This is a genomic window from Halobaculum gomorrense (genome assembly GCF_900129775.1).
Classification (GTDB): Archaea; Halobacteriota; Halobacteria; order Halobacteriales; family Haloferacaceae; genus Halobaculum; species Halobaculum gomorrense.
On sequence record NZ_FQWV01000002.1, the window covers coordinates 117,968 to 143,147 of the forward strand.

Here is a 25,180-nt window from a genome sequence, read left to right on the forward strand (position 1 = left end):
ATCAGGACGAGCATCGACTCTAACACATAGCCGATGGAAGCAGGTTGGCCCAGTATCTCACGTGACTATTTGATGATAACTACTATACTGCACGCGAGCGTTGGCTGACGTATTCATGACTGAGACGCCCGGGACCTCAGTTCTGCACGTTGATGATGACCCTGCCCTCGCGGAGCTGACGGCTGAGATGCTCTCGGGACACAAGGCTCAGTTCACCGTCGAGACGGCAACAAACGCCAGTGAGGGGAGAGATCGACTTGCCACACGTAGCTTCGACTGTATCGTGAGCGACTACGATATGCCCGGCCAGAACGGCATCGAGTTCCTCGAAACCGTACGCGAGAAGCATCCCAACCTGCCGTTTATACTGTACACTGGGAAAGGGAGCGAAGCGGTTGCGAGCGACGCGATCGCTGCTGGTGTGACGGACTACCTGCAAAAAGAATCCGGGACGAGCCAGTATACCGTCCTCGCGAACAAAATTCGCAACGCTGTCGAGAGATACCGCCAACAGGAGCGTGCCCAGGCGACTCGCGACCGGTTGCGCCAGATCATCGATTTGCTTCCACAGCTCGTCTTCGTCAAAGACGAGGGCGGCGAGTTCCTGCTGGCAAACGAGGCTACTGCCGAGGCGTACGGGACCACCGTCAGCGACCTCGAAGGAGCCACAGATGCCGACTTCGCCGACTCCGAGGCGGAAATCGAACAGTTCCGCGCCGATGACCAGGCCGTCATCGAGTCCGGCGAGCCCAAACACGTTCCCGAGGAGTCGTTGACGACCGAAGACGGTGAAACACGGCTTTTGGAGACGACGAAGATTCCCTACGATCCGGTCGAGACGACCGGCGACGCCGTGCTCGGTATCTCGATGGATATTACCGAGCGTAAAGAGCGAGAAAACATGCTTCGGCGGTACCAGTATGCATTTGAGTCGGCTCTCAGCGGAATTGCGATAACTGATCTCGACGGCGAACTGATCGATGTGAACTCTGCGTTCGTTGACATGTGGGGGTACGACAGTACAGAGGATGCAATCGGGCGTCCGGCCGTAAATATGTGGAAGCATCCCGAGCAGGCGCAGTCCGTACTGGAGACGATCATAGAACGGGGGCGTCGGGAGGACGAACTCGAAGCCCTCCGGGCGGACGGGTCGACGTTCTACGCCCGCGGGGTGAACAGCTACCTAACAGACAGCGACGGTGACCCAATCGGGGTGATAGCGTCCTTTTTCGATATTACCGACCGCAAGGAACGGGAGGCCGAATTAGAACGGAAACAGGAGTTCCTCGAACAGACCCAGAACGTCGCAGACGTCGGCGGCTGGGAGCTTGACCTCCGCACTGACTCACTCCGATGGACCGACGAAGTCTATCGGATTCACGGTGTTGGCCCGGAGTTTGAACCGACGGTCGAAGATGCACTCGCGTTTTACCATCCCGAAGATCAGGCGGCAATCCGAGATGCCGTCGAGCGAGTGACAACTGCGGGCGAACCGTACGACTTGGAACTGCGAATCGTCACGGCCGACGACGAGGTGCGATGGGTCTCTACCCGTGGCGAGCCTCGGTACGAGGATGGTGAAATTGTCGGCGTCCGCGGCACGTTTCAGGACATCACCGAACGGATAGAACGCGAACAGGAACTGGAAGAAAAAACTGCAAAGCTGGACCAACTGGCAACCAAGTACGAACGCCAGTACCGAACGCTGTTCGAGGAAGCTCCAGTGATGACCGCACTCACCCGCCCCGAGAACGGCCAACCGATCATCGAGGACTGTAACAGCCAGTTCGCCGAGACCCTTGGATACGATGCGGAGGCAATGATCGGTCGTGGCCTCGCCGAGTTCTACACGCCCGAAGCGGCGGAAAGAATGCTGTCACAAGGGTACAGCCAGGCGCTCGACGGACAGTTCACCAGAGAAAAACGCGAGCTACTAACTATGGATGGAGAGCGTATCGAAACGCTCCTGCGTGCGGTTCCGCGCCGGAGGGCCGACGGCGAGATCATCGGAACGCTAGCGATGTATATCGACATCAGCGAACGTGAGTCGGTCAAGCGCGCGAACGAGCGGCTCGAGGAGTTCGCGAGCGTTGTCTCACATGATCTCCGGAACCCGCTAAACGTCGCCACCGGCCGACTTGAGTTGGTAGCTGAGGAGTGTGACAGTGACCACCTCAGCGATCTCGAAGCGGCGCTCGACAGGATGGAGACGCTGATCGATGATCTCCTGACGTTAGCCCGGGAGGGCAAAGACGTAACCGATGCTCAGCCGGTCGACCTCTCCACGGTGGTCAACGGATGCTGGGAGAACGTCGAGACGAACCAGGCACGCTTGATAACCGATATCGACCGAAACGTCTACGCCGACAAGAATCGCCTCAAGCAGGTCTTCGAGAACCTGTTTCGGAACAGTGTGGAACACGGCAGGGCAGATGTGACTGTGACAGTTGGAAGACTAGATGACGGGTTCTACATCGAGGATGATGGTCCGGGAATTCCATCGGACGAGCGCGACACCGTCTTCGAGCCTGGCTACTCTCAGTCGACGGACGGAACGGGGTTCGGACTGAGTATCGTCAAGCGGATTATCACTGCCCACGGCTGGCAGATTCGTATTGCAGACGGAACCAACGGCGGAGCGCGCTTCGAGATCACGAACGTCGAGTTCGTAACTGTACAGGGCCCCCCGTCCAGTGCGGATCCAGCTGCAGACGAGTGAACTACCCCACCCTGCTCGCGCTGACGCGCTCGCTGAGGGTGGGGCTTCCTGCTTCTACGACGCGCTTTGCAGACACCGGAGAGGTGTCCGTAGGGAGCGCAGTCTCCACAGGCGTTCTTTCGGAGTGTCCCACTCCTAGTGGCTCGACGGGGTAGTTCCGTGGGACAGCGCACGCTTCTTGTCGCGTTCTAACGCTGTCCGTGACTGGAGACTTCGCAAGGAACGAGCCGTTCCACGTGGCACGGCGAGTGAGTCGAAGCCCACAGGTCGGAACGCCCATCTTACACTCTGGTTGGGCGTTCCCCGATAAAAATGCTTGCGTGGGCCTGTGAGACAGCTACCAGTGCATGTAGGAAATATAAAGACGGCGCTGTATCCCCGCCCTACTGCGCTTCTTGTCCGCTTGCGCGCACTGTGATGCTCGTTGAGGACGGGGGCTTAGCGCCTGCTATCAGCTAAACCACCCTCAGCCGTGTCCGGTTACCACTGAGGACCGTCGAACGGACTATCACGCTCGTAGCCTGTATTCTGCCTCTTCATATCGATACTATGTGAACAGTCAGACATTACGAAATCTCCCACGAGATGCTGGATAGTACTACCGATATCAGGCGGAGGCAGCCGTCCGTTCACCCGACAACACGCGAATTCTCACCACTCGTCTCCGCTGTTCAGCGTCAGTGACCGTCAGCCGGACCGGGGACGCAGCGATACCCGCTATCGCGGTCCCGAGCAGCGACAGCGCGGGGTCGCTTCCCTCGTCTCCGGGCAGAGACCCGGAACACGTCAACCGGATATTGAAGACGGACTCCGAGTGGTGTCCAGTCGTGCGGGCCTCCGTCTCCCACGCGGTAACGAGGCCGGTTCGTCGACAGATGGTGAGCGCCTCCTCAATCGCTGTGCTGGCCTGCTCCGACGGGAGTTCCGCATCGGTCTGCTCTAAGAGCGCCCATCCGATGGTGGGCATCGAGACACCGGCTATCTCGTCGTCGTGGAACGCTCCTGTCGGGAGCGGATCAGGTGGATACGTGGCGCTTACCTCGGTCGAAGGATGCCAGCGCCGGACCGTGCCTCCCTCGGTCGGTACGTACCAGCCGTCGCTGTCGAGATGCAGTTCGCGTTCGATGTCGGCTATCAGGTCGGCCTGGGCGGTCATCGCTGCCGCAGACAGCGAGTGTTCCGAGCCGCGCATTGCATAATCGAAGACGACGAACAGCAGACAGACCGCGGCGACGGCAAGCAAGAGCGTCCGTTGCTCCGCAAGCACAACGGCAGCGAGCAACGAAAGCACCGTGAGGAATCCGAGAGCCACTTGGAGGCTGGACGCCTGCGCAAGCAGACGCTCCCGACGGGACGCCATCGTGCGAGCGTCTACGTCGGGACTCATATCGGCACCGTGTACCAGTAGACAGCAATCCCTGCAGCCAGTAGTATCACGAGGACGACGACGGTGGCTGGCCAGACGGTACCCGTAGTCAGCACGATGAACAGTATCGGAAGTACGATACTGACCACACCAACCAACAGGTAGCGGTGGGTCCGAGAGAAGCCGCCCTCCGAAGGCAACACCAGCGGCGAGAGGACGACAACGATACCTGCGATCGACGTGAGTGCCGACGGACGGGAGCCTCCCAGCAGTATCACTATGCCGGTCAAGATACCGACCAGCACTGGCGTCGAGAACTGTCGATCACCGACCAGTAGCACAACACCGATCAGAAGGCCACCGATGCCGAACCCGGAGAGTGCAACACCGGTTACGAGCGCTACGCTCAGCGTGTACGGTGATGGCCGTGTGAGTCCGCGACGCTGCTGGTGTGTTCCACTCATAGGTATCAGCCCCTGAGCTGACGGGTCAGTGCGTACTCCGGTCGGTGCTGCCTGCCGCTCCGAACGGCGCCACGCCGGTACAGTCGACGCTCGGTGATCGAGACACCGGTTTCAGCCGAAAGGGTGGCGGCGAGCGACTCGCTCGCATCGCTCTGCTCGGGGGGAGACAGCAGGTGCACGTCGATACGCCCACGGCTTGCTACTGATCGAACTCCAGCGATCGTACGGGCTGTCGTTCTGGAGCCGGTGATGAGTGAGATGTGAGTGGTGCCACCGGTCTGTCGGTACGCTCGTTGGAGCGCCGTCAGCAGTGAGTTATCCGCCACACCTGCGTGACGTCGGAACGCGGCGACCGTCTTGCCGACCTGCGTTGTCTGCCGGAGCGGGCGACCTGATGGATCGTTGACCTCCTTGCTAGGCAGAGCCGTTGCAGTCTCGGACACGTCTTCGACAGTGCGAGTAACGTGTTCGATCTCTGCCTCCGCGGTCTGATGTTCCTGCTGGGTGAACACCAGCTCTCCCGACGGGGAGACGATAGCGACAGCTGCTCGATGGGGGCCGTCGTCTTGATCGAGTTGCTCACGACAGACGCTCACCGCGGCATTCCAAGCCGACCGTGACAGACTGCGGAGATCGATCACGATCACCTGTCGCATAGACTGCTGACGCGCCCACTCCCGGACGTGGGGTGTGCCCTGCCGCGCGGTGGCCTTCCAGTCGATGTGTGAGAGCGGGTCACCGGCGACGTACTCCCTGAGGCCGTCGTATTCGACCCCGGATACGCTCGATTCCGATTCGGAACGATACTGCTCGGGAGACGCGACGCCGCTGTGGCCCTCCCTGCTCGTGGCATACAGTTCCGCCAGTGGCACGTCGGCATCAACGACGGTGAGTTCGGCCACGTAGGTGTGCCCCGGACTGCTGACGGAGCTCATGAGCGTGATCTCGACTCGGTCGTCTTGTGGTGTGATGGGGACCGAAAGTGTCTGCGGGGTTGGTCCATCGAACGAGTCAGCATTCGTCGCTGTCCGCCCGGTGAGGCTGACGTGATCTACATCTGTGGAGTCCGATACGGACCCGAGAGAGATGCGGACAGCCGACTCTGTGGTGGTGTCCCGAGATCTCGGAGTCACAGTGACCTCGGCACGCTCGGTAAACTCGCGCAACTGCAGAGTGACGGTGTAGAATTCGCCGAGCAGAAACAACCCGAGCGCTCCCCCAAGCGCGAGGACGAATCCGTTGTTCGAGATGACACTCAACAGGAACGCACCTCCCATCGCCCCCAAGAGAAGATACCCGCGTCGAGAAACGCGCAGCACCAACTTCGAGGGATACGCCGAAAGCACCACGTGATTCGTCATTGGGAGTCACCACTAGCCGGCGACTGGACGGTCACCAACAGCCGCGTCTCACGGTACGGACTGGGAAGCTCTTCGAAGTTGTCCGTCGATACGATGGATTCTGTCCGATACAGGCGGTAGGTGAATCGCACCTCACCGGGAGTCTTCGGGGCGACGAGCGTCGTCCGAAGCCGCTTCGTCTCACCGTCCGCAAGCTCGATCTGCTCTGTCCCCAGGATCACCCCCGCACCGTTCGCCTGCTCGCGCGTCACGACGAGGGTGTACGCTTGTGTCGTGTCCTCCTCGTTGTGTACCGTCGCCACGACAGTGGCAGACGTCCCCGGAGTGAGCGTCTCCGGATAGTCGTCGGCGGTGAGTCGCCCCTGCTCCGTCTCCGACAGCAGACTCAGCTCCGTGTAGGTCTGCTCCGGCGCCGGTGCCGCCAGTAGACCGATAAACAGTATCGTTACCACGCCGACCAGCGCCCACTGCTTCCGGGAATCCCGATTGAGAGCGGTCGAAAGCGTCGGTCTCGGTAGACGGTCGGTAACCCGTCGCTTCGGAGTCCATCCGCCGTCAGCCGTCGGCTTCGGCGCTTGCTGGCCTGTGCTGAGGGTCTGGAGTAACGACATGCCGAGGAGTGCGCCGGTCAGTAACACCAACGCCGTGAGCAGCCGACCGAACGTGATCCGCCCCGTGAACTCGTTGATAATCAGCGCGACCACGGCGACGATAGCTGGTGACGTACCGATGGACACCGCGAGACGCGTCCGGGGCGAAAGGCTCTCGTCGCCGGTCGACTGGAACAGCACCGTCTGGAGTGCGTAGCCGGGAAGCAAGAACACCAGTAGTGTCGCCGCAACGAGGCGGACCGACGATCCGGATAAATACGGCTGGAATGTCACTGCCGCCGCGACACTCAGCAGTACCAAGCCACCGGCCTGCACGTATGTCAGCGCACGAGTCCCGCCCACCCTCACTCACCACCGTCAGTAGCGAGCGATGCGTCGGGTGTCGACGGCGTTGTGGGGAGCGTCGTCGCGTCTACGACCTCGTTGAGTACGTTCCGTGCCGCCTCGGTGTCACCGTTTGTGGCCTGTTCGACGGTGATCCGGTGACAGAGTGCGTCGACAGCCACCTGCTCGACATCCTCGGGGAGGACGTACGACCGCCGCTCGATCGCGGCCCGTGCCTTGGCGGCTCGCTGGACGCCGATGAGCGCACGCGGCGACGGTGCCGCAGTGACGCGGCTGTCCGTCTCGAGTGACCGCAAGAGCGCGACGAGATACTGCTTGATCGGGGCAGAGACGTGAATCGCATCGACGAGTCGCTGCGCGCTGCGCACCGCCGCCGGCGTCAACGGGTACTCTGATGCCTGGCGACGGCGACGTTCCTCACCCCGCCCGCGCTGGTCGGCAGTGGCTAGGATGTCCACCAGCGCGTCGTCACTGCTCGGCGCCGAGACGGTGAGATGGAACATAAACCGGTCGAGTTGCGACTCGGGTAGTGGATACGTTCCTGCCATCTCGAGCGGATTCCGTGTTGCTACTATGAAAAACGGAGTCGGGAGCGAACGCGTCTCGCCGTCGGTTGAGACGTGTCCTTCTTCCATCGCTTCAAGCAGGGCCGCCTGTGCCTTCGGCATCGCCCGGTTGATCTCGTCAGCGATGACGGCGTTGCTGAACACGGGTCCACGGCGGAACTCGAACGCCCCCGCCTGCTCGTTGTAGAGTTGCGTGCCAGTGATGTCTGCAGGCAGGGTATCCGGTGTGAGCTGAATACGGGCGGCCGGGAGTCCGGCCGCGGTTGCAACTCGCGTGGCGATGGTGGTCTTTGCAACACCGGGTGCCCCTTCGAGTAGCACGTGTCCGCCAGCGAGAAGCGCCGTCGTTAGCTGCGTGACGACCGCCTCCTGTCCCACGACTGCCTCGCCGACAGTTTGTTGAAGCCGCTCGTGGAGCGTTGCTGGTGTGAGGTCAGCGGAGGCAGGTGACAGCGCACGCTCCTCGGACATCGGGTAGACGAACGGGTCTCTGCCTACGTCGCGGCGAGACGTTCGAGGCGAGGTGTTCTCGGGCATCGGGTAGGGGTATCTCTGCTTACAGTAGGTGACGTGGTATACCCTGCGTCACTCGCAGGTGGGTGCGGAAGGTTACCTCAAAGTGAACTTGAGCACCGCACTATCCGAACCGGACTCTCCGTCCCGGGTGGAGATCCACGCACCGAGCCAGACGAGCACGACACCTCCACCGCAGAATAGCGATAACCCGAACAGCGTCCCGCGCGGTGTGTTCAGACCGAGGCGGAGTTGCGTGACAGGGGGAAAGCCGGCCGTCTGCGGGTAGACGAGCATCGCGCCGTCCTCGGTCAACGTGCGAGCCAGTTGTCGGTTGCCTTCGACCTGCCACTGGCCGTTGGTGAGCAAACTCGCATCGCCCACGACAATTACCTGCCCCACTCCAACCGGCTCCGCGACCGCGACCGGGTAACTCCCTCGTGGCTCGGCCGCTCCGAGTTGCCCGTCGCCGTTGAGGTCACGCCCGGCCGGAACCGACCACGCGAGAACCCGTCTCGTCGTGCTGTCGCTGGAGTCGGTGACGCCGAGCGGCTTCGCAGCGTTGACTTGGACACTGGTGAATCCGAGGGCGTCGTCACCCCTATCTGCTACGACAAACTGTGTGGGACTCGCTGATTCTTGCTCGGTCGCGAGGAGATAGCCAGCCGCGATTCGCGTTTCCACGTCCAGTGCCGCGAGCAACTGGTTCGACCGCTCGTCCTCGGTGAGTATCACGACCTGTCCTCCGCTATCGAGATGACGGGTGAGCGCAGCCACATCGGCGGTCGTCACGTCACCACCGCCTCCGACGACGATTACGGTTTCCGGCGTCGCCCCGCCGTCTACACTGGTGTAGGATAGTATGACGCCCGCACGGCTGGCATCGACGAGCCGACTCGTTCCTGCGTCACCGTGGTTGTACGGATCAAGCGGTGCGTCCGTCGCGGTCAGTGTTCCGACGAGTAATATGAGCACGACGACGGCGAGCCCGACGACGAGCAGTGCAACCCACCGCTCGGTTCTGTATCGACTCATCCGAGTACTCCGGACTCTCGGACGAGTCGCACTACCTCACTTGTCAACACGATGGCGACAACGATACCTGCGCCCTGTATCACGCGCCAGACGCGCCGCTCCCACCCGCGCGCTGTTTCCGTCGGGAGATGGAGTTCCGCCACTACTGCACTCAGCACGTACACTACGAGGAGATACGCCGGGAGAGACTCGACGCCCACTGCAGCTAACGCGAGCAGCGCGCACCCGGACACGAGGAACTGAGCGAACAGAAACGACTCCTGTGACCTCGTGTAGCCGTCTGAGCTCCGTCCTCGATTCAGCATCTACCAGTAGTGACACCGCACTCAATCCCAACGAGTAGGTATCCTCGAGGTAACACGCACGGATAGGGTCGAGCCAACTCCTTGGCTACTACTATTCCTCCTCATGGAGGTGTATGAACAGGTCGCAACGTCGACTTCCCGATATTGGTGGCTTCCTTCGCGAGACGGCTACCACGGTTCGTCGGGAGGGGGTGGCCGGACTCTCAGTGCCGGCCCGTGCATTCTACCACAAACTCCTCCAGCAGGGCTCTCGAATCACCCCTCCCGGTCGCTCGATATACGAGAAAGACTGGGACGTACTCGTCGTCCTCGACGCCTGTCGGTACGACCTCTTCGCCGCCGCCGTATCGTCACCCGACACGGACTTTGCGTTCGTCGACCGCGGCTCGCTCGCGGCAACCCGCTCGGTGGAGAGTGCGACTCGCCCCTGGATGCGCCGGACGTTCGGCCCCGGGGTCGAGGGGGTCGAACAGACGCACTACGTCGTCGGGAGCCCGTGGTCGTCACTGCAACTCGATGAGTCGTGGTTCGCATCGCTCGACCCCGTCTGGCAGGATGCGTGGGACGACGACCACGGGACGCTCCTGCCTGAAACAGTGACGGACCGGGCACTCGCTGCCAGCCGCGAGGTGGACTTCGACGCCGGAGAGCGGCTCCTCGTCCACTATATGCAGCCACACTGTCCGTTCATCGATAGTCCGGACATCGCGACGCCGAAGGCGGCCGACGGCTTCACCGATGCGGCCGAGCGTGACGTCTGGACGCGGTTACAGGCAGGCGAGGTGAGCCTCGATGAAGTCCGGGACGGCTACCGGGCCAACCTCGACCTCGCGCTGGTCGAGGTTGAGCGACTCCTGCACGGCATCGACAGCGAGCGGGTGATCATCACCTCGGATCACGGCAATGCAACCGGGGAGTACGGCCTGTACGGTCACCCCGAGTCGATGCCGTTCGACTGTCTGCGAGAGGTTCCGTGGTTCGAGACGACCGCCATCGACACGGGAGAACGCCCATCGAGCGGACGTGTGCGATCGGACCCCACGTCGGCGGAGCCGACCGATGATGACATCGAGACTCGGCTGCGGGCACTCGGTTACCGGTGACACACGATGAGTGAAATCCAGCCCCACACCGACGCGGCGACGTTCGACGGCCAACACATCTGCTTCATTACCAACCTCTATCCACCGGAGACGATTGGTGGGGCCGAAACCTCCGTCCGAACGGTCGCAGAAGCACTCGTCGAACGGGACTACGAGGTGTCGGTCATCACGACAGCTACCAGCGACGATGCTCGGGCCGGCGATGGGTCGTTCCGTGAGCGACAGAACGGCGTCTCCGTCCACCGGTTCACGCCATGGAACCTCTACACGCCGTTCGAGTACCGCGAGCAACCCGGCTGGAAGAAGCCACTGATGCACCTGATCGACCTCTGGAACCCACAGGCTAGCCGGACAGTGAACCACCTGCTCGGTGACCTTGCGCCCGATATCGTCCACGTCCACAACTTCGGTGGGCTCTCACCAGCCGTGTTCAGCGCAGCAGCCGCTCACGCCCCCGTTGTCCAGACGCTCCACGACTACCGTCTGCTCCACGTCGATCCTGGGATGTTCGTGGGTGGCGCACAGCGGGAACTCAACGTGTTGATGCGCCCGTTCCGGGCGTACAACCGTCGGACTGTCGAACCCTATCTCGATCGGGTGTTGGCGCCTTCTCGGTTTATGATCGACCAACACGAGGAGGCGGGGTTCTTTGCGGACACCCCGACGGCCGTGCTTCGCCTCGGGGTGCCCCGTGACGACCGTACGACGCCCGGAGCCGTGGCCGACCCACCGCGGATTCTCTTCGTCGGCCAACTCGCTCGCCCCAAAGGTGTGGATGTGCTGCTTGATGCGCTGGCACATCTCGACTCGGACATCCGGGTGGACATCGTGGGGCGTGGAGAGGCCAGAGAGCAACTCGAAGCACAGGCAGCCGGAGACGAGCGGGTGACGTTCCACGGGTTCGTGAGCGAGACCGACCTCGCAGCGTTCTACCGGGAGGCAACCGTCACCGTCGTCCCGTCTCGCTGGAACGACAACTCCCCGATGGTTATCTATGAATCGCTGGCCCGGGCCACACCGGTCGTCGGCAGCGATATGGGTGGGATTCCCGAACTCATCGACACGCCAGGCGACGACGCATCAACGACGGGACGCGTCGTTCCGCCCGAAGACCCGGTCGCGTTGGCTACCGCTATCGAATCGGTCTGCCGGACGGCGCCGCACGTCGAGAGTCAGGCGGCATATGCACGGGCCGAGGACTACACGCTGAGTACCCACCTCGACCGCCTGCTTGCCCACTACGCGGCCTGTTCCGATGAGTCGAGAGTCGTGCCCGACACAACGGACGGCAGGAGCGAGCGCACAGTACCGCAGAACGGGCCACCAGCGTCGATCCGCTGATGACGAACGAGCGACCGCCCGAGGCAGAGACGGTACCCCCCTCACTCGGAGCCGTCGCGCTGTACCTCGGGCTGTATCTACTCACCACTGTCGTCGTCTTTCGTGCCGGTTCGTTCGTTCCGGAGGGTACCGGATACGTACTTTTGATGGCACTGTTTGTCATCCCGCTCGGACTGGCCGAGCGGGGCCACCTCACGCCGGCGTGGGAGGTGTTCTTCCTGTTTGCGACGCCGCTGCTCCCTATCCTCGTCGTGATCGACCCGTTCGAGGCGGGACTGTTCGGCTACGATGCGTACTCGTTCACCATCCCGGCGCTCGAGTACCTTCGGAACGGTACCTCGATCGGGGCGTTCGTCAACGCCGACGGTGACTGGCCGGCGTTCTATGCCGTTGCCCTCGCCTTCCAGCAACTCGCCGGCGTCGATACCGGGTTCCTGTCCAAGTATTTCCCGCTGTTCGTCGTCGCCATCCCGTTCGTCGTCTATGCCGGGGTCGACCTCCTCGCATCCAGACGCATCGCGTTCTACACCGGGATGGCCGTCGCCTCGACCCGCACACTCGTCCTGTTCGAAGTGAAGTTCGTCGACGAGACGATTGCGGTGCTGTTGTTCTTTACCGCCATCCTCTACCTCGCACTCGCCACACGCGAGCGGCGAGCAGTCGTCGGGCTGGCCGTGGTGATCGCCGCGCTGGCGCTGACACACCACGCCACCTCGGCCTTCTTCGGTATCCTGCTGGCGTGTATGCTCGGTGCGAGTCTCATCGAGCGGGTGCCACTTCCGGGTGTGCTTGCCCGCCGCCTCTACCCACGACGGGGGAGACCGATCGACATCGGAATCACCGGCACCGTCGTCGTGGCGTTCGGCGTCGGGGCCGTGTTCTTCTTTCTCGCCCCACAGGTGACGACAGAGCTGGTGAACACGGCCTACGGAGCACTCTTCGAGGGACAACAGACGGCAGCGCCGGTCCAGTCTAGCGGCGGTGGCGGTATCTTCTCGGTGAGCGGGGTTCCTCCGCGGCAACTCGTTTCTCGCGCGGCGATTTTGGTGTTCGCGCTGATGGCCGGGGTGACGGCATTCGGCGTCCTGACGCGGTACGATGCGGCCTACTGGGAGGTCGGATGGGTCGGGGCAGCCGGTATCTTCGCGATGCTGTACTTCGCCTCCCTCGTCGGCGGTCGGGTCGTCCCACTCGATCCGATCCGGATTCTGTTGTTTCTCGTGGCGACTATTACACCGCCAACGCTGAGTGTCATCTCGCGGGCCCAGCTACCGTCCAGACTGTCCCGATTGGCGTCTGAACGACGCGTTTTCTCTGTCATTCGGAGTGTCGTCGCAGTTCTCATCGTGAGCGCCCTGATCCTGACCCAAGTCGCTGCGTTCGATCCACATATCCTCTACACGAACCCCGACGAGACGGTGATCGGAGAGGGCCATCATACGAGCGCCCAATTCGGGGCGAGTCAGTGGACGGAGCGCCACTACTCCGGCGCGGTGCTCGGTGCCGAGCGGAGTCTCTGGGTCGCGTACGACAACAACTATCGCAACCCGGTACACGGTGAGGGTGCCTGTAAGTCGCTTCTAACCGTGTGGCGACCGGAGACTGGTGACGCTCGCCCGTCGAACGTGTCGGTAGTCTTTGACAGTACAGGCGTCTCGCTAACGCGGGCTGACACCGAGCCGTACATCCCCGGGAAAGCATCGAACACGCAGGCATCACCGAACTACAACTCCGGGCCACCGGAGTGTGGAACGTTCGTCCGCTCGAAGTTCGTAAAGGGAGAACACTCGGGAACGTCCCGATGAACAGCTCTAAGAGCGTACTGACCGTCAGTCCAATATCGTCAATGATTGTGTGTGTCGTCGGTGTCACCACTATCTCGATAGCTCTCTGCCACGCGCCCGGCGAGTACGGTACGTGCCGTCCACGTCAGTGATATGTTCCCGATAGAACACTTCCTCGTCGCTTTCCTCCCCGTCCTGATGTATGTCCTCGTAATCGACAGACGTCTCCCGACTGTTCGTCTCGTGGCCGTTGCGTTCATCGGGAGTCAGTTTCCCGACCTGGTCGACAAACCCCTTGCGTATCAGTTCGGCCTGATTCCGTCCGGACGCGTCTTCATGCACTCATTACCGATCGCGCTGCCGTTCTTGATTGGTACTGTCATCTACGGGTGGCAGACGGAGCGAAATCGCCTGAGTGTGGGTTTTGCCTTCGCGTACGTGTCTCATCTTGTGGCCGACAACTACGGCCCACTGTTCGGGCCGCACCCACGGATTCGACCGGATCTTCTGTGGCCGTTTGCCGATCCGGTCTCGCGACCCGACGTTCCATCGTGGGCCGGCGTTGGCGGGATACATATAAGACTCTGGACAGGGTTCTCACTTCTCGTCTTGTTGGTAACTGGAACACTAGTTCTCGCCGACCTGTGGCGAAGACTCCGGGGAAACCCACACGTATCCGAGACAGGCGACTGATCGGCAGACAACTCGATTTCGCCGATCGTGTCCATGCGGCAGTCCGGTAGGACTGTACTCCGCTTTGCTACCACCCAGGTAACCTGCGGGTAACACTACGCGGTCTCCTGTATCGTACCGCGTGGCTGTGACACTTCTAACGTATCATTCACTCATAGTGGTGGTCTTGGACGCCGTCGTTTCGATCGTTTTGTGGGTTGTGACCAGCTTCTATATCGCCGGTAACATGTACTGGGTCTATCAGTTGTTGGCCGGGGTTGTAACGTACACCTCCCCGGCGCCATTGCACGGCGGATACGCGGTTGAAGTCCGGATTGTGACAATCGGCAACGAGTCGGCTGTCACCGAGACGGTTCGCAACCTTCCGCCCGAGTTGGACCGTCGATATGTTATTTCCGAGGAGCCAATTGAGGTTCCGGGAGCGGAAGTGCTGGTTGTTCCCGACGAGTTTGAGTCCAAGGCTGTAAATAAGGGAAGAGCATTAGAGTGGGCACGTCAAGCGGTGCCGTGTCAGCGCGAATACGTCCTGTACCTGGATGAGGATAGCCATATGGACGGGTTTAGTGGCCTCCCTGACAGCGACATCGTACAGTTCACCGAACAGCCACGGCGGACGACGAGCCTCCTTGCCCACCTCTGTGAGATAAACCGTATGGGGTTCCAGATCGAACAGCGAGGATTCCAGTCGGCCACTGTCCCACTTTACACGTGGGGTGGTGGCGTGGCCATTCGCAGTTCCATCGAGGATGCGGTGACGTGGGACTATTCCACGCTGATCGAGGATACGGTGTTCACGTGGCGGGCGTTCGTCGAACTACCTGAGCAGCCGTCGTTCAGTGTGTTGTCCGAAACGATATCGGGTCAGTCTCCCCCGAGCCTTTTTGATATGATACGCCAGCGCCGTCGGTGGATCAGTGGGAGCCGAGAGAACAATACGATCCTCTCGCTTGATCGGGTCATTATGTACGGACTACGCGATCTGTCGTGGTCGGTTACGGCAGCCGTCCCGCTGTTTTTGTTCTTAGGAAATCTCCCTGGCGTAGACGTGTTCGCGTGGCAGATACATCAGGGGATTTCAGTCGTGTTGCTCTCGTTCGTGTTTGTCTGGGTTGGTATCGGTATCTGGCAGGTGCGTCCGACGCCTGCTATTGCGGGCCTCAGCCTTGTACTGGCGCCTGTTACGAGTGTTCTCCACTCGGTTGGCGCGTTGTGGGGACTCGTCTCGCCTCCCGACTCGTTCGACGTGACCACGAAGGCTGACGAGGTGACCAATCAGCCACCGCAGCACTACCGCACAACCACGGACGAACACCCACCACGACATCATTACAGGGACGCGAACGATGACTAAACGCGTCGGCCAGTCGGATCATAGTGACGTGTTACTCGGCGTATTTCCCGGCGAATCGGAGCGTCTTCGGACGATTCGCGCCTTTCAGGCGTGGCTCAGCCGTCCACTTGATGTTGTGACGACGTTCATCAGGACCGACGTCCCGGCGTCGTATCGACGGGAGTTCGTCACGCGGTATCTCTCAGCCATCGTTGATGCGGGACTCGTACCACTCCTCACGTGGGAGCCTTTCGGTTTCGAGATCAGTTCGGACGCGTCTCCTGTTCGATCGATCAACGAAGGCCGCGTGGACGACGAGATACATCAGTGGGCGGAGTTGCTACGAAGGTGGCTCTCCGAGTCGTCCGACCGTACAGTGATCTTTCGGCCCGCTCACGAGATGAACGGTACGTGGTATCCGTGGAGTGCCGGTCACGGCACCACCCCCGAGGAGTATACCCGAATGTGGCGTCGCCTCTTCGAGGCGTTTGCGGACGCCGGTGTGCCGAGAGAGCGGGTTGATTGGATGTGGTGTATCAACGTCACCGACGGAACGTGTGTACCCCCGTTCGAGTATTTCCCGGGCGAGCAGTACGTCGACTGGATCGGGGTCGACGGGTACAATTTCGGTGACAGCCAGCCGTGGAGCTCGTGGCAATCACCGGAAGCAGTGTTCGAGCAGACGTTAGCGGCGGTGAATGCCGAGACGAACCTGCCACTCGCGATCCCAGAGACCGGATGCTCGTCAGCCTACAATAGCAAGCGCCGGCCGCTCCGAAAGTCACAGTGGCTTGTCGACGCGTTCGAACTGTTCAACGAGTACGGAGTGGAACTGGTCGGGTGGTTCAATATGTCGAAAGAGACGGACTGGACGGTACTCGAACCGGTTTCATCGGACACGGCAACAATCCGCAAACAAATAGAATTGAACGGTCGACAGTACGATTGTTACCCACGATTTAACCAGGTCTCTGCGCGCATCTGTGGCAAGGACTGAGCAAAAGAAGTGCCGGATACTGACACTCCTAGCAAATCCGCTGCTGACCGGACATCCGAAGACTCACGCAATGTGTACAATGTAGCCTGTTATAAGATATCTCAGTGACTCTTGAGCCCAAACTGCTCCCGATGCGGCCGTATGCATTGAGATGGCCAGTCTCAACTATTCCACTGCACACCACCGTCCACAACCTCGGAGGATGGCTTTGATGTGTGCCTTCTGTTCATATGGAGGACCTGTGAAACAGGAGCTGTCTTGCGGTTCCGTAATTTTATCACTCAGAAAACTTTTCTGAGCGACATACTCCGCGACTGCAGCCTAATCGCCGGACGAAAGACTATCCATCCACAGACCACGTGAAAATAAGGCACGCATCAAAATCCAAACTCCGAAACTCTGACCGTCCACAACCTCGGAGGATGGTTTTGATGTGTGCCTTCTATTCGTGCAAAAATACTGTGAAAATAGAGCTTTCATGCGGTTCTCATTTTATATCAGCAAGAAAACTTTTCTGAGTGGTATATTCTGTGACTGTCTACTAATCGCCAGACACAAGCCCGCCCATCCGCAGAAAGCGTAAAAATAAGCCACGCATCAGATCCCATCCTCCGAAACTCTGCACCGTGCCTACCGCTGCGACCCGCGGAGAATAAGCGGCCCGATCGCGAGCGTGCGCTTGGCGACGGTGGCGATCCGCGCGATGTACGACACGAGCAGGAGGAACGGGAGCACCGAAACGGTGAACGCGGCGGCGACCAGCCAGAGCACGTTCGCGACACCCAGGGTATCGCCGGGGACGGGTCCGCTCCCGAAGAACGCGAGCGTGCCCCCGGCGACGACGAGCGCGGGAATCGCGACGTAGAGGATGAGCTGCGAGAGGTCGATCAGCGCCCACTGGAAGTAGAGCGTCTTGATGTGCTCGCGCGCGGGGCCGAACATCGACAGCGCAGTCCGGAGCTCGGTGAGGAGCCGGTCGGTGTCCTCGTCCATTGCTGCCGCGTGGTCGGCGGCGATCCGTTCCACCTGAAAGATCTTCCAGCCGTAGTTGAAATCGAGGGCGGCGAACAGCACGTCGAACTCCCCGAAGGTCGCGCCGTCGAGGCGGTCTCCGACGGTGTCGGCATTGCCGGTGAGGCTCTCGGTGAACTCGTCGACCTCCTCGCGTAGGTCGTCGTCGTCGCTGTCGGATACCGAGTCACGCAGCGCTTCCGCGAGCTGCTTGGTCTCGTCCACCAGCCCCTGAAGGAACGCGGAGGGATCCACTGGCGTCGGACCGTCGTACGCGTCGTTGACGAACGCGCGGAAATCCATCGTGTTGCTCATCCGTCGGTGCTGGTCGCCGAGGGGGCCGTTCTCCTGGGAGATGACCAGCTGACTGATCGTGACGACGAGCGTCGTCCCCGTGATGATCGCCCCGAGGAGCGTCGAGAACATGGTCCCCTTCGTGTCGCCAGTCCCGAGGTTCGCCGAGACGCCGAGGACCGTCCCGATCCCGACGAAGGCGGCGAACACTCCGACGGCGAGCGCGCCGGTTATCAACAGCCGGTTCGCCTTGAGCAGCACCCACAGCTTGACGCGCCGTTCGTTCGCCCGTTCGCGCATCGTGTTCGCCGTCGAAATCTCCGTGTCGCCCGCGGTATCGATCTCCGTGTCGGCCCCGGCGTCCGCGTCGACCCCGGCGTCGGGATCGACGCTCATCGCTCGGTGGGTCGCTTGAACACGAGGTACTTGGTCCCACCGCCGACGTAATCGACGGTGTCGACCAGTTCCCATCCCTCCTCACCGAGCTCGTTCAGCTCGGTCTTCGGATCTGTCGCCTCCTTCTGGGTCGCCCCGCGCGGCGGCTGTAACGTCTCGTATTCCCACGCTCCGGATGTCATGGTCGTACATCCGGAGCGAGTGTAAAAAGCGCACCCGTCGGTCGACGCGGCGTCGACTCACTCCGTCGGGCCGGCCGCCGACTGCACGCGCCACCCGCCTTCAACCGTCCCCGAGCGCTCGACCAACTCCACGACCGTCTCGTCGCCGACGCGGGTTCCGCCCTCGACGGCCTCGACGCGGACGGTGAGGTCCAGTGAGTCGCCGCAACAGCCGATGTCGACGAACTCCTCGCGCTCGTCGCCGACGCTCGGTTTGTTGAGCATCCGCCGGAGGTAGTTCCGGTAGCGGTCCGTCCGGATCTGGTCGCGGCCCCACTCGCTCAGGCCGTCCGGAAACGAGAGGACCACGCGCGCGGCGTCGTTCATACGGACTGGAGGCACGCTGTCTACATCGACCTGTCGCCGCTGTGTTCGGCCGGCGTCACTCCGCCGACAACGACGGCCGCCCGTCGAGCCGGTCGTCGGGAGCCGCTCGCGTGACGGGCCGACTGCCGCGAATCAGATTTCGTATCGTATGATACGGTGTATATTTGGGTGCGATACCGACGGCTCGCCCGGCCGGCGGCGAGCGGGGAGCGAGGGTGGCGGTAGTGTCGCCGCGCCGCAGCCTCGGTATCGGTGCGGAATCCGCTCGAAACCGGCTGAAACGGCGGTAGTCGTGAAAAAGAAGGCTTATTCGGGGCGCGGGGGGACCGAAACGCATGGCTCGATTCGAGGTACCGGAAGTCGATTACACCCGGTACTCCAACCGGCAACTCGCCGCGATACCGCTCGTGGTGTTGACCGCGGCCCTCCTCGTCATCGGCGGCGCGTACGCGACGACGGGCGCGCCGGTCGACCCCGGGCTCGACTTCACCGGCGGGACGGAGCTGCGGGTCGCCGTCGACGCTCCGAGCGACGCACAGGCACGCGAACGGATCGACGAGGCGTTCGCCGCGACGCCCGACTCCGTCCAACAGGTCGGCGGCGGCGACGTGTACGTCATCACGTTCGAGTCGACCGAGGCGGAGCCCGGCCAGTTGGAGGCGCAAGCCGAGGAAGCCGGCTTCACTATCCGCTCGATCGATTCGGTCTCGGCGAGCTTCGGGTCGGACACGCAGCGGCTCGCACTGCTGGGCGTCGGCGTCGCGTTCGCCGGGATGGCCGCGTTGGTGTTCGCGCTGTTCCGGACGTTCGTGCCGAGCGTCGCGGTCGTCGTGTCTGCGTTCTCCGACATCGTGATCCCCGTCGCGCTGATGAACCTCCTCGGTATCGAACTCACGCTCGGGACCGTCGCCGCGCTGCTCATGCTCATCGGTTACTCCGTCGACTCCGACATCCTCCTGAACAACAGCGTGCTCCGCCGCTCGGGCGATTTCTACGAGTCCACCTACCGCGCGATGCGCACGGGCGTCACGATGACGGTCACGTCGCTGGCGGCGATGGCCGTGATGGCCGTGGTCGCCGGCGTGTACGGGATCGGCCTGCTCGCCAGCATCGGGACCATCCTCGTGTTCGGGCTGGCCGCCGACCTGATGAACACGTACCTGCTCAACGTGTCGCTGCTTCGCTGGTACAAATTCGAGGGGGTGGCGAGATGAGCGCGTGGGAGACGGTCAAGGACAACTGGCGCGTCGTCCTGCTGGTGTTCATGCTGGTGCTCTCGACCGTATTCCTCTTCGCGCCGGCGTTCGACAGCACGGCGAACGCGGCCGCGGCGCAGGAGAACCCGACGAACCTGAAGTACGGCCTCCAGCTGTCGGGCGGGACGCGCATCCGCGCGCCGCTCGTCGGCGTCACGGCGGAGGGCGTCCAGTTCGGCAACCAGTCGACGGCCGAGGTCGAACGCGCCGTCGCCGCCGAACTCCCGAACGCCGACAGCGCCGACGTGATCGCGCGGCGGACGGCCGGGAGCGCGACCGGCACGGTCGAACTCGTCGCGGACAACGCGACCCAACAGCGGCTCGCGAACGCGCTCGACGCCGCAGGCTTCGAGTACGAGACGGTTCGCGACGGCGTCACGGAGGCGACCCGCGAGCAGACGGTCGCCGTGTTGCGCTCGAAGATCAACGCCGCGGGGCTCTCCGGCGGGACGGTCCAGACGGTTGAGACGATCAGCAACGAGCACTTCGTGCTCATCGAGGTGCCGAACCAGGACCGCAGCGAGGTGGTCGACATCGTGAACTCTCGCGGGACCGTCCAGATCGCCGCGTACCACCGGGTCACGCGCAACAACACGACCCGGTACGTGAACACGACCGTCATCACGCAGGAGGACTTCCAGACGGTCGGGACCGCCCAGCAGGGCGGGCAGGGGACGGGTCCGCACGTCCCGGTCTCGATCAAGCCGAGCGAGGCCGAGCGCGTCCAGCGGCTGTTCGTCCAGACGGGCGTCGCGGGACAGGGCGGCACCGACTGCAGCTACCGGCAGAGCCCGCAGTCGACGGAGCCGTGTATCCTCGTCATCCGCGACGGGAACGTCGTCTCCTCGTTCGGGATGAACCCCTCGCTGGCGCAGTCGATGCACAACGACGAGTGGGCTCAAGACCCGCAGTTCATCCTCGTCACCGGCTCGTTCGAGCGGGCGCAGGCGGTCAGCATCGACCTCCGCGCCGGTGCGCTCCCGGCGGCGCTGGCGCTTGACGAGGGAACCACCTCCTCGATCAGCGCCGCACAGGGTGAGAACTTCAAGCGCGACTCGCTCATCATCGGCCTCCTCGCGGTGCTCACGGTCGCGGGCGTCGTCTTCGCCCGCTACAGCCGGCCGCAGGTCGCCGCGCCGATGGTCGTCACCGCGCTCTCGGAGGTCGTCATCCTCCTCGGGTTCGCGGCATTCATCCAGTACCCGCTGGACCTGTCGGTCATCGCCGGGTTCATCGCCGTCATCGGGACCGGGGTCGACGACCTCGTGATCATCGCCGACGAGGTGATGGCGGAGGGCGCCGTGAACTCCCGGCGCGTCTTCGAGTCGCGCTTCCGCAAGGCGTTCTGGGTCATCGGCGCCGCCGCCGCGACGACGATCGTCGCGATGTCGCCGCTGGCGTTCCTCTCGCTCGGCGACCTCCAGGGCTTCGCCATCTTCACGATCCTCGGCGTGCTCGTCGGCGTGCTCGTCACCCGGCCGGCCTACGGCGACATCCTCCGGGCGCTGCTGACCGACCGCTGAGGTCGGCCCGGCACGGGCCGGCCCGACCGTCGCGGCGAACCGCTTTTCATCCGCCGCCGTGATTCGCCGCCTGTGCCCTCCGAGCCAGCCGATCGCTCCGACAGCGGCGACGGCCCGCCGACCGAGGACGAACTCGAGCGCGTCGTTCGCCGCGTCGTCCGCGAGGAACTCGACGCGCGCGCCGACCGACCCGGCTCCGTGTGGACGCTCCTGGCCGGAGCGATCGCCGGCCTGTTCGTGCTGGTTCCGCTCTCCGGGGTCGTCCTCGGGACGCTGGCGGACGCGGGCGTCCCCCTTCCCGTCCTCGCGGTCGCGTCGTTGCTCGCCGCGGGCGCGCTCGTCGCCTACGGCTGGCGGCTGCCGCCGTTTCGCTGATTCCGCCGCTTCCGATCCGCGTCGCTGTCGGGCGATTCAGAGCGCGACGGTCGATCGCGCGAGACCGACGACCGCACGCGCGAGTCAGAACTCGTCGAGGGCTGACTGCTCGTTCGCGGCGAGCACGTCCTCGCAGGTGCTCCACGACCGGCGCGCGCACTCCGGCAGGTCGCCCTCGCGGGCAACGAACTCCCGCAGGAACTCGCGGGTGGTCGGATCGGAGGGGTAGCCGCTGCCGATGCCGTCGTAGCCGCGGTCGCGGTAGGCGGCGTCCAACTCGGCGACAATCCGGTCGCGTTCCACCTTCGCGATCACGCTCGCGGCGGCGACGACCGGGAACGACTCGTCGGCGCCGTGTTCGGCCGTCACGTCGATGTCGGCTCCCGCGGCCGCATCGGCGACGGCGTCCTCGTCGGGCGCGTTCTCGTCGCTTCCGCCGGCAGCGACCGCGTCGGCGACGCGGTCGGCGAACCGCGACTCGCGCACGTCGCCGGCGTCGACGACCGCGCGGTCGCCGCCCCGGGCGACCCGCGCGAGTGCCTCGGCCTGCCCCACGACGGTGAGAGAGTTCATGTCCGCTGCGGGGTCGTCGATGCGGTCGACCGAGATCACGGAGACCGCGACGGCAACGCGGTCGTCGCCGCGGAGGGCGGTGTCGAGTGCCTCGCGCCTCGCCGGCGAGAGGCGCTTGGAGTCGTCAACGTCCGCGGGGATCGCCGTGGGATCGGCGCGGACCGCCGCGGCGACCATCGGTCCCAGCACCGGTCCCTTCCCCGCCTCGTCTGCGCCGAGCATGGCTCACTCCCCGTCGGCGTCGGTGTCGGGATGCCCGTCCTCGCCGTCCAGAAAGAAGCCGGGGCGCTCGAACGGCTCCTCGGCCCCTTCGACGGCGAGCACGTCGAGCGCCGTCACCGTGGCGTCGACGCCGAGCAGGCCCGCGAGGCTCGGTTCGGTCCGGCCCTCGTCGCCGGAGATCAGCTCCTTGATGTAGAGGCCGCCGGCGCCGTGGACCTCGACGGTCGCGTGGCGGGCGTCCTCCAACTCGCCCGTGACCTCGTGGGCGACGCGGGTCCGCGTCTTCGCGGCGCGGCGGTGGTCGACGCGGTTCGGCGTGTACTGCTCGATGGTCTCCCCGTCGAGGTCGTCGACGGCGTCGACCAGCTCGCCGGCGGTCACGTCGCCCCCGAACTCCACCTGTGCGCGGTAGCGCTTGGTCGCGTCGAGCTCCTTCACGCGCTCGACCATGTCGTGGGTGCAGCGGCGCAGGCCCTCAACCTCGACGTTCCCGTCGGCGAAGGCGTTGATGTCGCCCTCCAGCCGATCCGCGTCGATCTCGCGGCGCCGTGGCTCGTCCACCTCGATCACGAACGGACGCCCGGTGCCGAGCATCAGGGCGTCCACGTCCTCGCGGCCCGCGCCGTGGAACGTCGAATCGACGCCCTCCATTACGTCCTCGACGACGGGGGCAGTGAGCTGTTCGACGCTCTCGTCGTACAGGTAGCCTGAGCCGCCGCAGGTGTCGCACTGTTCGCGCCCCTGGCGGCCGGAGCCGCGGCAGTCAGAACAGGGCCACTCTGTCTGGGGAATGTCCCGCTCCAGTTTGCGGTAGCGGCCGTACACGTGCGCGGAGTTGACCGTCGCCTCGACGCGGTCGGCGTCCACGTCGAGGAGGAACTGGACGTGCGGGCGCTCGAAGTCGACCTCGGTGTCGGTGACGTGGCCGACGCGTTTGCCGACCTCGCGGTTGAGCTCCTTGCGGAGCGGTTCGCCCGCGTCGGGGTCCATGCCGGCGTCCTCGCGGAGCAGTCGGTCGTTCTCCTCGGCCAGCGGCGGCACGCGGGTGCCGACCTGGTAGGTGGCGTACTCGTAGTCTGCGACCGCGTCGGCGGCGCGCTCGGCGAATTCGTCGAGGCGCTCGAACACCCCCTCGCACACCCAGCAGTCGCCGTCGGCGCCGCCCTCGTAGTCGGTGTCGTCCGCGAGCGCGACGGCGACGCGGAGGCCGCGGCCGCGCTCGTGGTTGCCGAGGCCGAACGAGCGCTCGGCGAACGGGCGGCCGAGGCAGTGGTCACACAGCGGGCCCGTCGCGAGGAGCGCTCGGGCGGTGTCGAGCACGTCGGAAGCTGCGCGCTCCCCGGTGGCGTCGGCGTCGACGGCTTCGTCCGCGTCGGGGTCCGCGTCGACGGCTTCGTCCGCGTCGGGGTCGGACGCGTCCGGGGGAGCGTCGGAGTCGGTCATACCCGCCCTCGTTGCGGCGGGCGGTAGGCCCTTTCGGTCGCGAGCGGAGGCGCCGATGGTCGGGCGGCCGATCACAGTCGAACCGCCACGCGGATCGGAGGTTACGAGCAGGTCTGGGCGCCGAACAGGGATTTCAGGAAGTCGGGGACGGGCAGCGAGCCGATCAGGTCGGAGACGAAGTCGGGGACGACGGAGTCGAGGAGGCCGCCGACGAACCCGGGCGGCCCGGCGTCGCCGCTCGGGCCCGCCTCGGCGTTCTCGCAGTCGTCGATCTGTTTGTCGGTGCCGCCGGGCTGGGCCGCGGCCGCCGCCGGGGCGAGCGCGAGGCCCGCCACGACGAGCAGCGCGGTCAGGAGCCGGACGGCGCTCGTGTTCGGTCTCATCACGGTCGATCCCACGTCCTGATCGGACAAGAACGCGCACGGCCGAAAACCCGGATTCCGACGGAATGAATCCGGATTAAGCCGGCTGTGCGGTCATTCGCCGGCGACGGCGGCGCCGTCGGTGCCGTTGCCGGCACGCTCCGCGTTCCGGCCCGCCCGAGAATCGCCACGCGATTCTCGAACATCGGGCGGGACCGAGCGGACGGCCGTCACCGAGACGTCCGTCACGCCGAACTGCTCGGCGAGCGCGTCGGCGACAGCCTCGCGGTCCTCGCCGGCGTCGCCGGCGAGCGCGACGGTGGCGTCGGCCTCGACGGTGAGGTCGTTGAGGCCGGGTTGGAGGCCGCGGATGTCGAGGGACTCGACGGCGTCGACCGCGTCGGCGCGGCGGAGCTTCGATTCGGCACCCTCGGCGAGATTGCCGGGTGCGGCTCTGGACACTGCGATGGTCATGCTGGCGTCGGCCAGTCGATGTCGGTGGACCGACATAGACTCCCTGCGCGGCTCGAACGCGACTGCGGGCCTTCCCGGGGAGCGGGTCGGCCGCGCGAGCCGGCTGACGGGGTCACGGGGGTCTGAACGGTAGGTGGAAAACGGCGTCCGCCTCCGCTCGGGTGCGCCCC

General features: G+C 63.9%; 23 protein-coding genes and 1 pseudogene. 10 read left to right on the top strand and 14 right to left on the bottom strand.

The features are described 5' to 3' along the window. The first annotated feature begins 115 nt into the window (after positions 1–115). Positions 116–2,719 (top strand): PAS domain S-box protein, encoded by a 2,604-nt coding sequence (locus BUE16_RS04115; protein ID WP_073307167.1) that lies wholly within the window; start codon positions 116–118, stop codon positions 2,717–2,719. A 1-nt stretch (position 2,720) separates the two neighbouring features. Here BUE16_RS04115 and BUE16_RS17115 read toward each other — a convergent pair. The 7 genes and pseudogenes from BUE16_RS17115 to BUE16_RS04150 all read right to left on the bottom strand — a co-directional run. Continuing rightward, positions 2,721–2,867 (bottom strand): annotated as a pseudogene (locus tag BUE16_RS17115) (RNA-guided endonuclease TnpB family protein); the annotation flags it as partial. 459 nt (positions 2,868–3,326) lie between these two features. Further along, the gene (locus tag BUE16_RS04125; protein WP_143165361.1) at positions 3,327–4,106 is read right to left on the bottom strand and encodes a hypothetical protein; all 780 of its coding nucleotides are present in this window, start codon (positions 4,104–4,106) and stop codon (positions 3,327–3,329) included. Continuing rightward, positions 4,103–4,549 carry a hypothetical protein gene (locus tag BUE16_RS16235; RefSeq protein WP_143165362.1) on the bottom strand — a complete coding sequence of 149 codons (447 nt, stop codon included), beginning with the start codon at positions 4,547–4,549 and terminating at the stop codon, positions 4,103–4,105. Before BUE16_RS16235 ends, BUE16_RS04125 begins: the two co-directional genes overlap by 4 nt. 5 nt (positions 4,550–4,554) lie before the next feature. Continuing rightward, positions 4,555–5,910, bottom strand: coding sequence for a DUF58 domain-containing protein (locus tag BUE16_RS04135; protein WP_079991486.1), 1,356 nt, complete (start codon positions 5,908–5,910; stop codon positions 4,555–4,557). Then, positions 5,907–6,836, bottom strand: coding sequence for a DUF1616 domain-containing protein (locus tag BUE16_RS04140; protein ID WP_159435720.1), 930 nt, complete (start codon positions 6,834–6,836; stop codon positions 5,907–5,909). Before BUE16_RS04140 ends, BUE16_RS04135 begins: the two co-directional genes overlap by 4 nt. A gap of 29 nt (positions 6,837–6,865) precedes the next feature. After that, positions 6,866–7,969: an AAA family ATPase gene (locus BUE16_RS04145; protein ID WP_079991487.1), complete on the bottom strand. Its 1,104-nt coding sequence runs from the start codon at positions 7,967–7,969 to the stop codon at positions 6,866–6,868. A gap of 72 nt (positions 7,970–8,041) precedes the next feature. Beyond that, complete coding sequence (locus BUE16_RS04150; RefSeq protein ID WP_073307173.1) at positions 8,042–8,980, bottom strand: DUF4350 domain-containing protein; 939 nt, start codon at positions 8,978–8,980, stop codon at positions 8,042–8,044. Positions 8,981–9,398: 418 nt separating this feature from the next. Here BUE16_RS04150 and BUE16_RS04155 point away from each other — a divergent pair, with 418 nt between their 5' ends. The 6 genes from BUE16_RS04155 to BUE16_RS04180 all read left to right on the top strand — a co-directional run bounded on the left by BUE16_RS04155 (position 9,399) and on the right by BUE16_RS04180 (position 16,533). Beyond that, a complete protein-coding gene (locus tag BUE16_RS04155) occupies positions 9,399–10,388 on the top strand; it encodes an alkaline phosphatase family protein (protein WP_073307174.1) in 990 nt (329 codons plus the stop codon). 6 nt (positions 10,389–10,394) lie between these two features. After that, positions 10,395–11,729, top strand: coding sequence for a glycosyltransferase family 4 protein (locus tag BUE16_RS04160; RefSeq protein ID WP_073307175.1), 1,335 nt, complete (start codon positions 10,395–10,397; stop codon positions 11,727–11,729). Further along, positions 11,729–13,534 carry a hypothetical protein gene (locus BUE16_RS04165; RefSeq protein ID WP_073307176.1) on the top strand — a complete coding sequence of 602 codons (1,806 nt, stop codon included), beginning with the start codon at positions 11,729–11,731 and terminating at the stop codon, positions 13,532–13,534. Before BUE16_RS04160 ends, BUE16_RS04165 begins: the two co-directional genes overlap by 1 nt. A gap of 177 nt (positions 13,535–13,711) precedes the next feature. Beyond that, positions 13,712–14,206, top strand: a complete 495-nt coding sequence (locus tag BUE16_RS04170) for a metal-dependent hydrolase (RefSeq protein WP_234972334.1) — start codon at positions 13,712–13,714, stop codon at positions 14,204–14,206. 127 nt (positions 14,207–14,333) lie between these two features. Next, positions 14,334–15,557, top strand: coding sequence for a glycosyltransferase family 2 protein (locus BUE16_RS04175; protein WP_234972323.1), 1,224 nt, complete (start codon positions 14,334–14,336; stop codon positions 15,555–15,557). Further along, on the top strand, positions 15,550–16,533 hold the full coding sequence (locus tag BUE16_RS04180; protein WP_079991489.1) for a glycoside hydrolase family 26 protein: 984 nt from the start codon (positions 15,550–15,552) through the stop codon (positions 16,531–16,533). Before BUE16_RS04175 ends, BUE16_RS04180 begins: the two co-directional genes overlap by 8 nt. 630 nt (positions 16,534–17,163) lie before the next feature. Here the strand turns inward: BUE16_RS04180 and BUE16_RS04185 are convergent. The 3 genes from BUE16_RS04185 to BUE16_RS04195 are packed head-to-tail and all read right to left on the bottom strand — an operon-like array spanning position 17,164 to position 18,782. Then, on the bottom strand, positions 17,164–18,234 hold the full coding sequence (locus tag BUE16_RS04185; protein ID WP_073307180.1) for a hypothetical protein: 1,071 nt from the start codon (positions 18,232–18,234) through the stop codon (positions 17,164–17,166). Next, positions 18,231–18,416 (bottom strand): DUF4177 domain-containing protein, encoded by a 186-nt coding sequence (locus BUE16_RS04190; RefSeq protein WP_073307181.1) that lies wholly within the window; start codon positions 18,414–18,416, stop codon positions 18,231–18,233. The genes BUE16_RS04185 and BUE16_RS04190 overlap by 4 nt, the downstream gene beginning before the upstream one ends. Positions 18,417–18,473: 57 nt before the next feature. Then, a complete protein-coding gene (locus tag BUE16_RS04195) occupies positions 18,474–18,782 on the bottom strand; it encodes a hypothetical protein (RefSeq protein ID WP_073307182.1) in 309 nt (102 codons plus the stop codon). 335 nt (positions 18,783–19,117) lie between these two features. Between BUE16_RS04195 and secF the strand changes: the two genes are divergently transcribed. The 3 genes from secF to BUE16_RS04210 all read left to right on the top strand — a co-directional run bounded on the left by secF (position 19,118) and on the right by BUE16_RS04210 (position 21,936). Next, positions 19,118–19,996, top strand: a complete 879-nt coding sequence (secF, locus tag BUE16_RS04200) for a protein translocase subunit SecF (RefSeq protein ID WP_073307183.1) — start codon at positions 19,118–19,120, stop codon at positions 19,994–19,996. Next, positions 19,993–21,561, top strand: coding sequence for a preprotein translocase subunit SecD (locus BUE16_RS04205; protein ID WP_073307184.1), 1,569 nt, complete (start codon positions 19,993–19,995; stop codon positions 21,559–21,561). Before secF ends, BUE16_RS04205 begins: the two co-directional genes overlap by 4 nt. Before the next feature lie 72 nt (positions 21,562–21,633). Then, positions 21,634–21,936: a hypothetical protein gene (locus tag BUE16_RS04210; RefSeq protein ID WP_073307185.1), complete on the top strand. Its 303-nt coding sequence runs from the start codon at positions 21,634–21,636 to the stop codon at positions 21,934–21,936. An 84-nt stretch (positions 21,937–22,020) separates the two neighbouring features. Here the strand turns inward: BUE16_RS04210 and rnhB are convergent, their stop codons facing one another. From rnhB to BUE16_RS16845, 4 genes are all read right to left on the bottom strand, one after another. Next, entirely contained in the window at positions 22,021–22,731 is a 711-nt protein-coding gene (gene rnhB, locus BUE16_RS04215) for a ribonuclease HII (RefSeq protein ID WP_073307186.1), read from the bottom strand. A gap of 3 nt (positions 22,732–22,734) precedes the next feature. Continuing rightward, positions 22,735–24,174 (bottom strand): tRNA pseudouridine(54/55) synthase Pus10, encoded by a 1,440-nt coding sequence (locus BUE16_RS04220; protein WP_079991490.1) that lies wholly within the window; start codon positions 24,172–24,174, stop codon positions 22,735–22,737. Between the two features lie 101 nt (positions 24,175–24,275). After that, a complete protein-coding gene (locus tag BUE16_RS04225) occupies positions 24,276–24,557 on the bottom strand; it encodes a hypothetical protein (RefSeq protein ID WP_073307626.1) in 282 nt (93 codons plus the stop codon). Between the two features lie 93 nt (positions 24,558–24,650). Beyond that, positions 24,651–25,010, bottom strand: coding sequence for a hypothetical protein (locus tag BUE16_RS16845; protein ID WP_073307187.1), 360 nt, complete (start codon positions 25,008–25,010; stop codon positions 24,651–24,653). Positions 25,011–25,180: the final 170 nt, after the last annotated feature.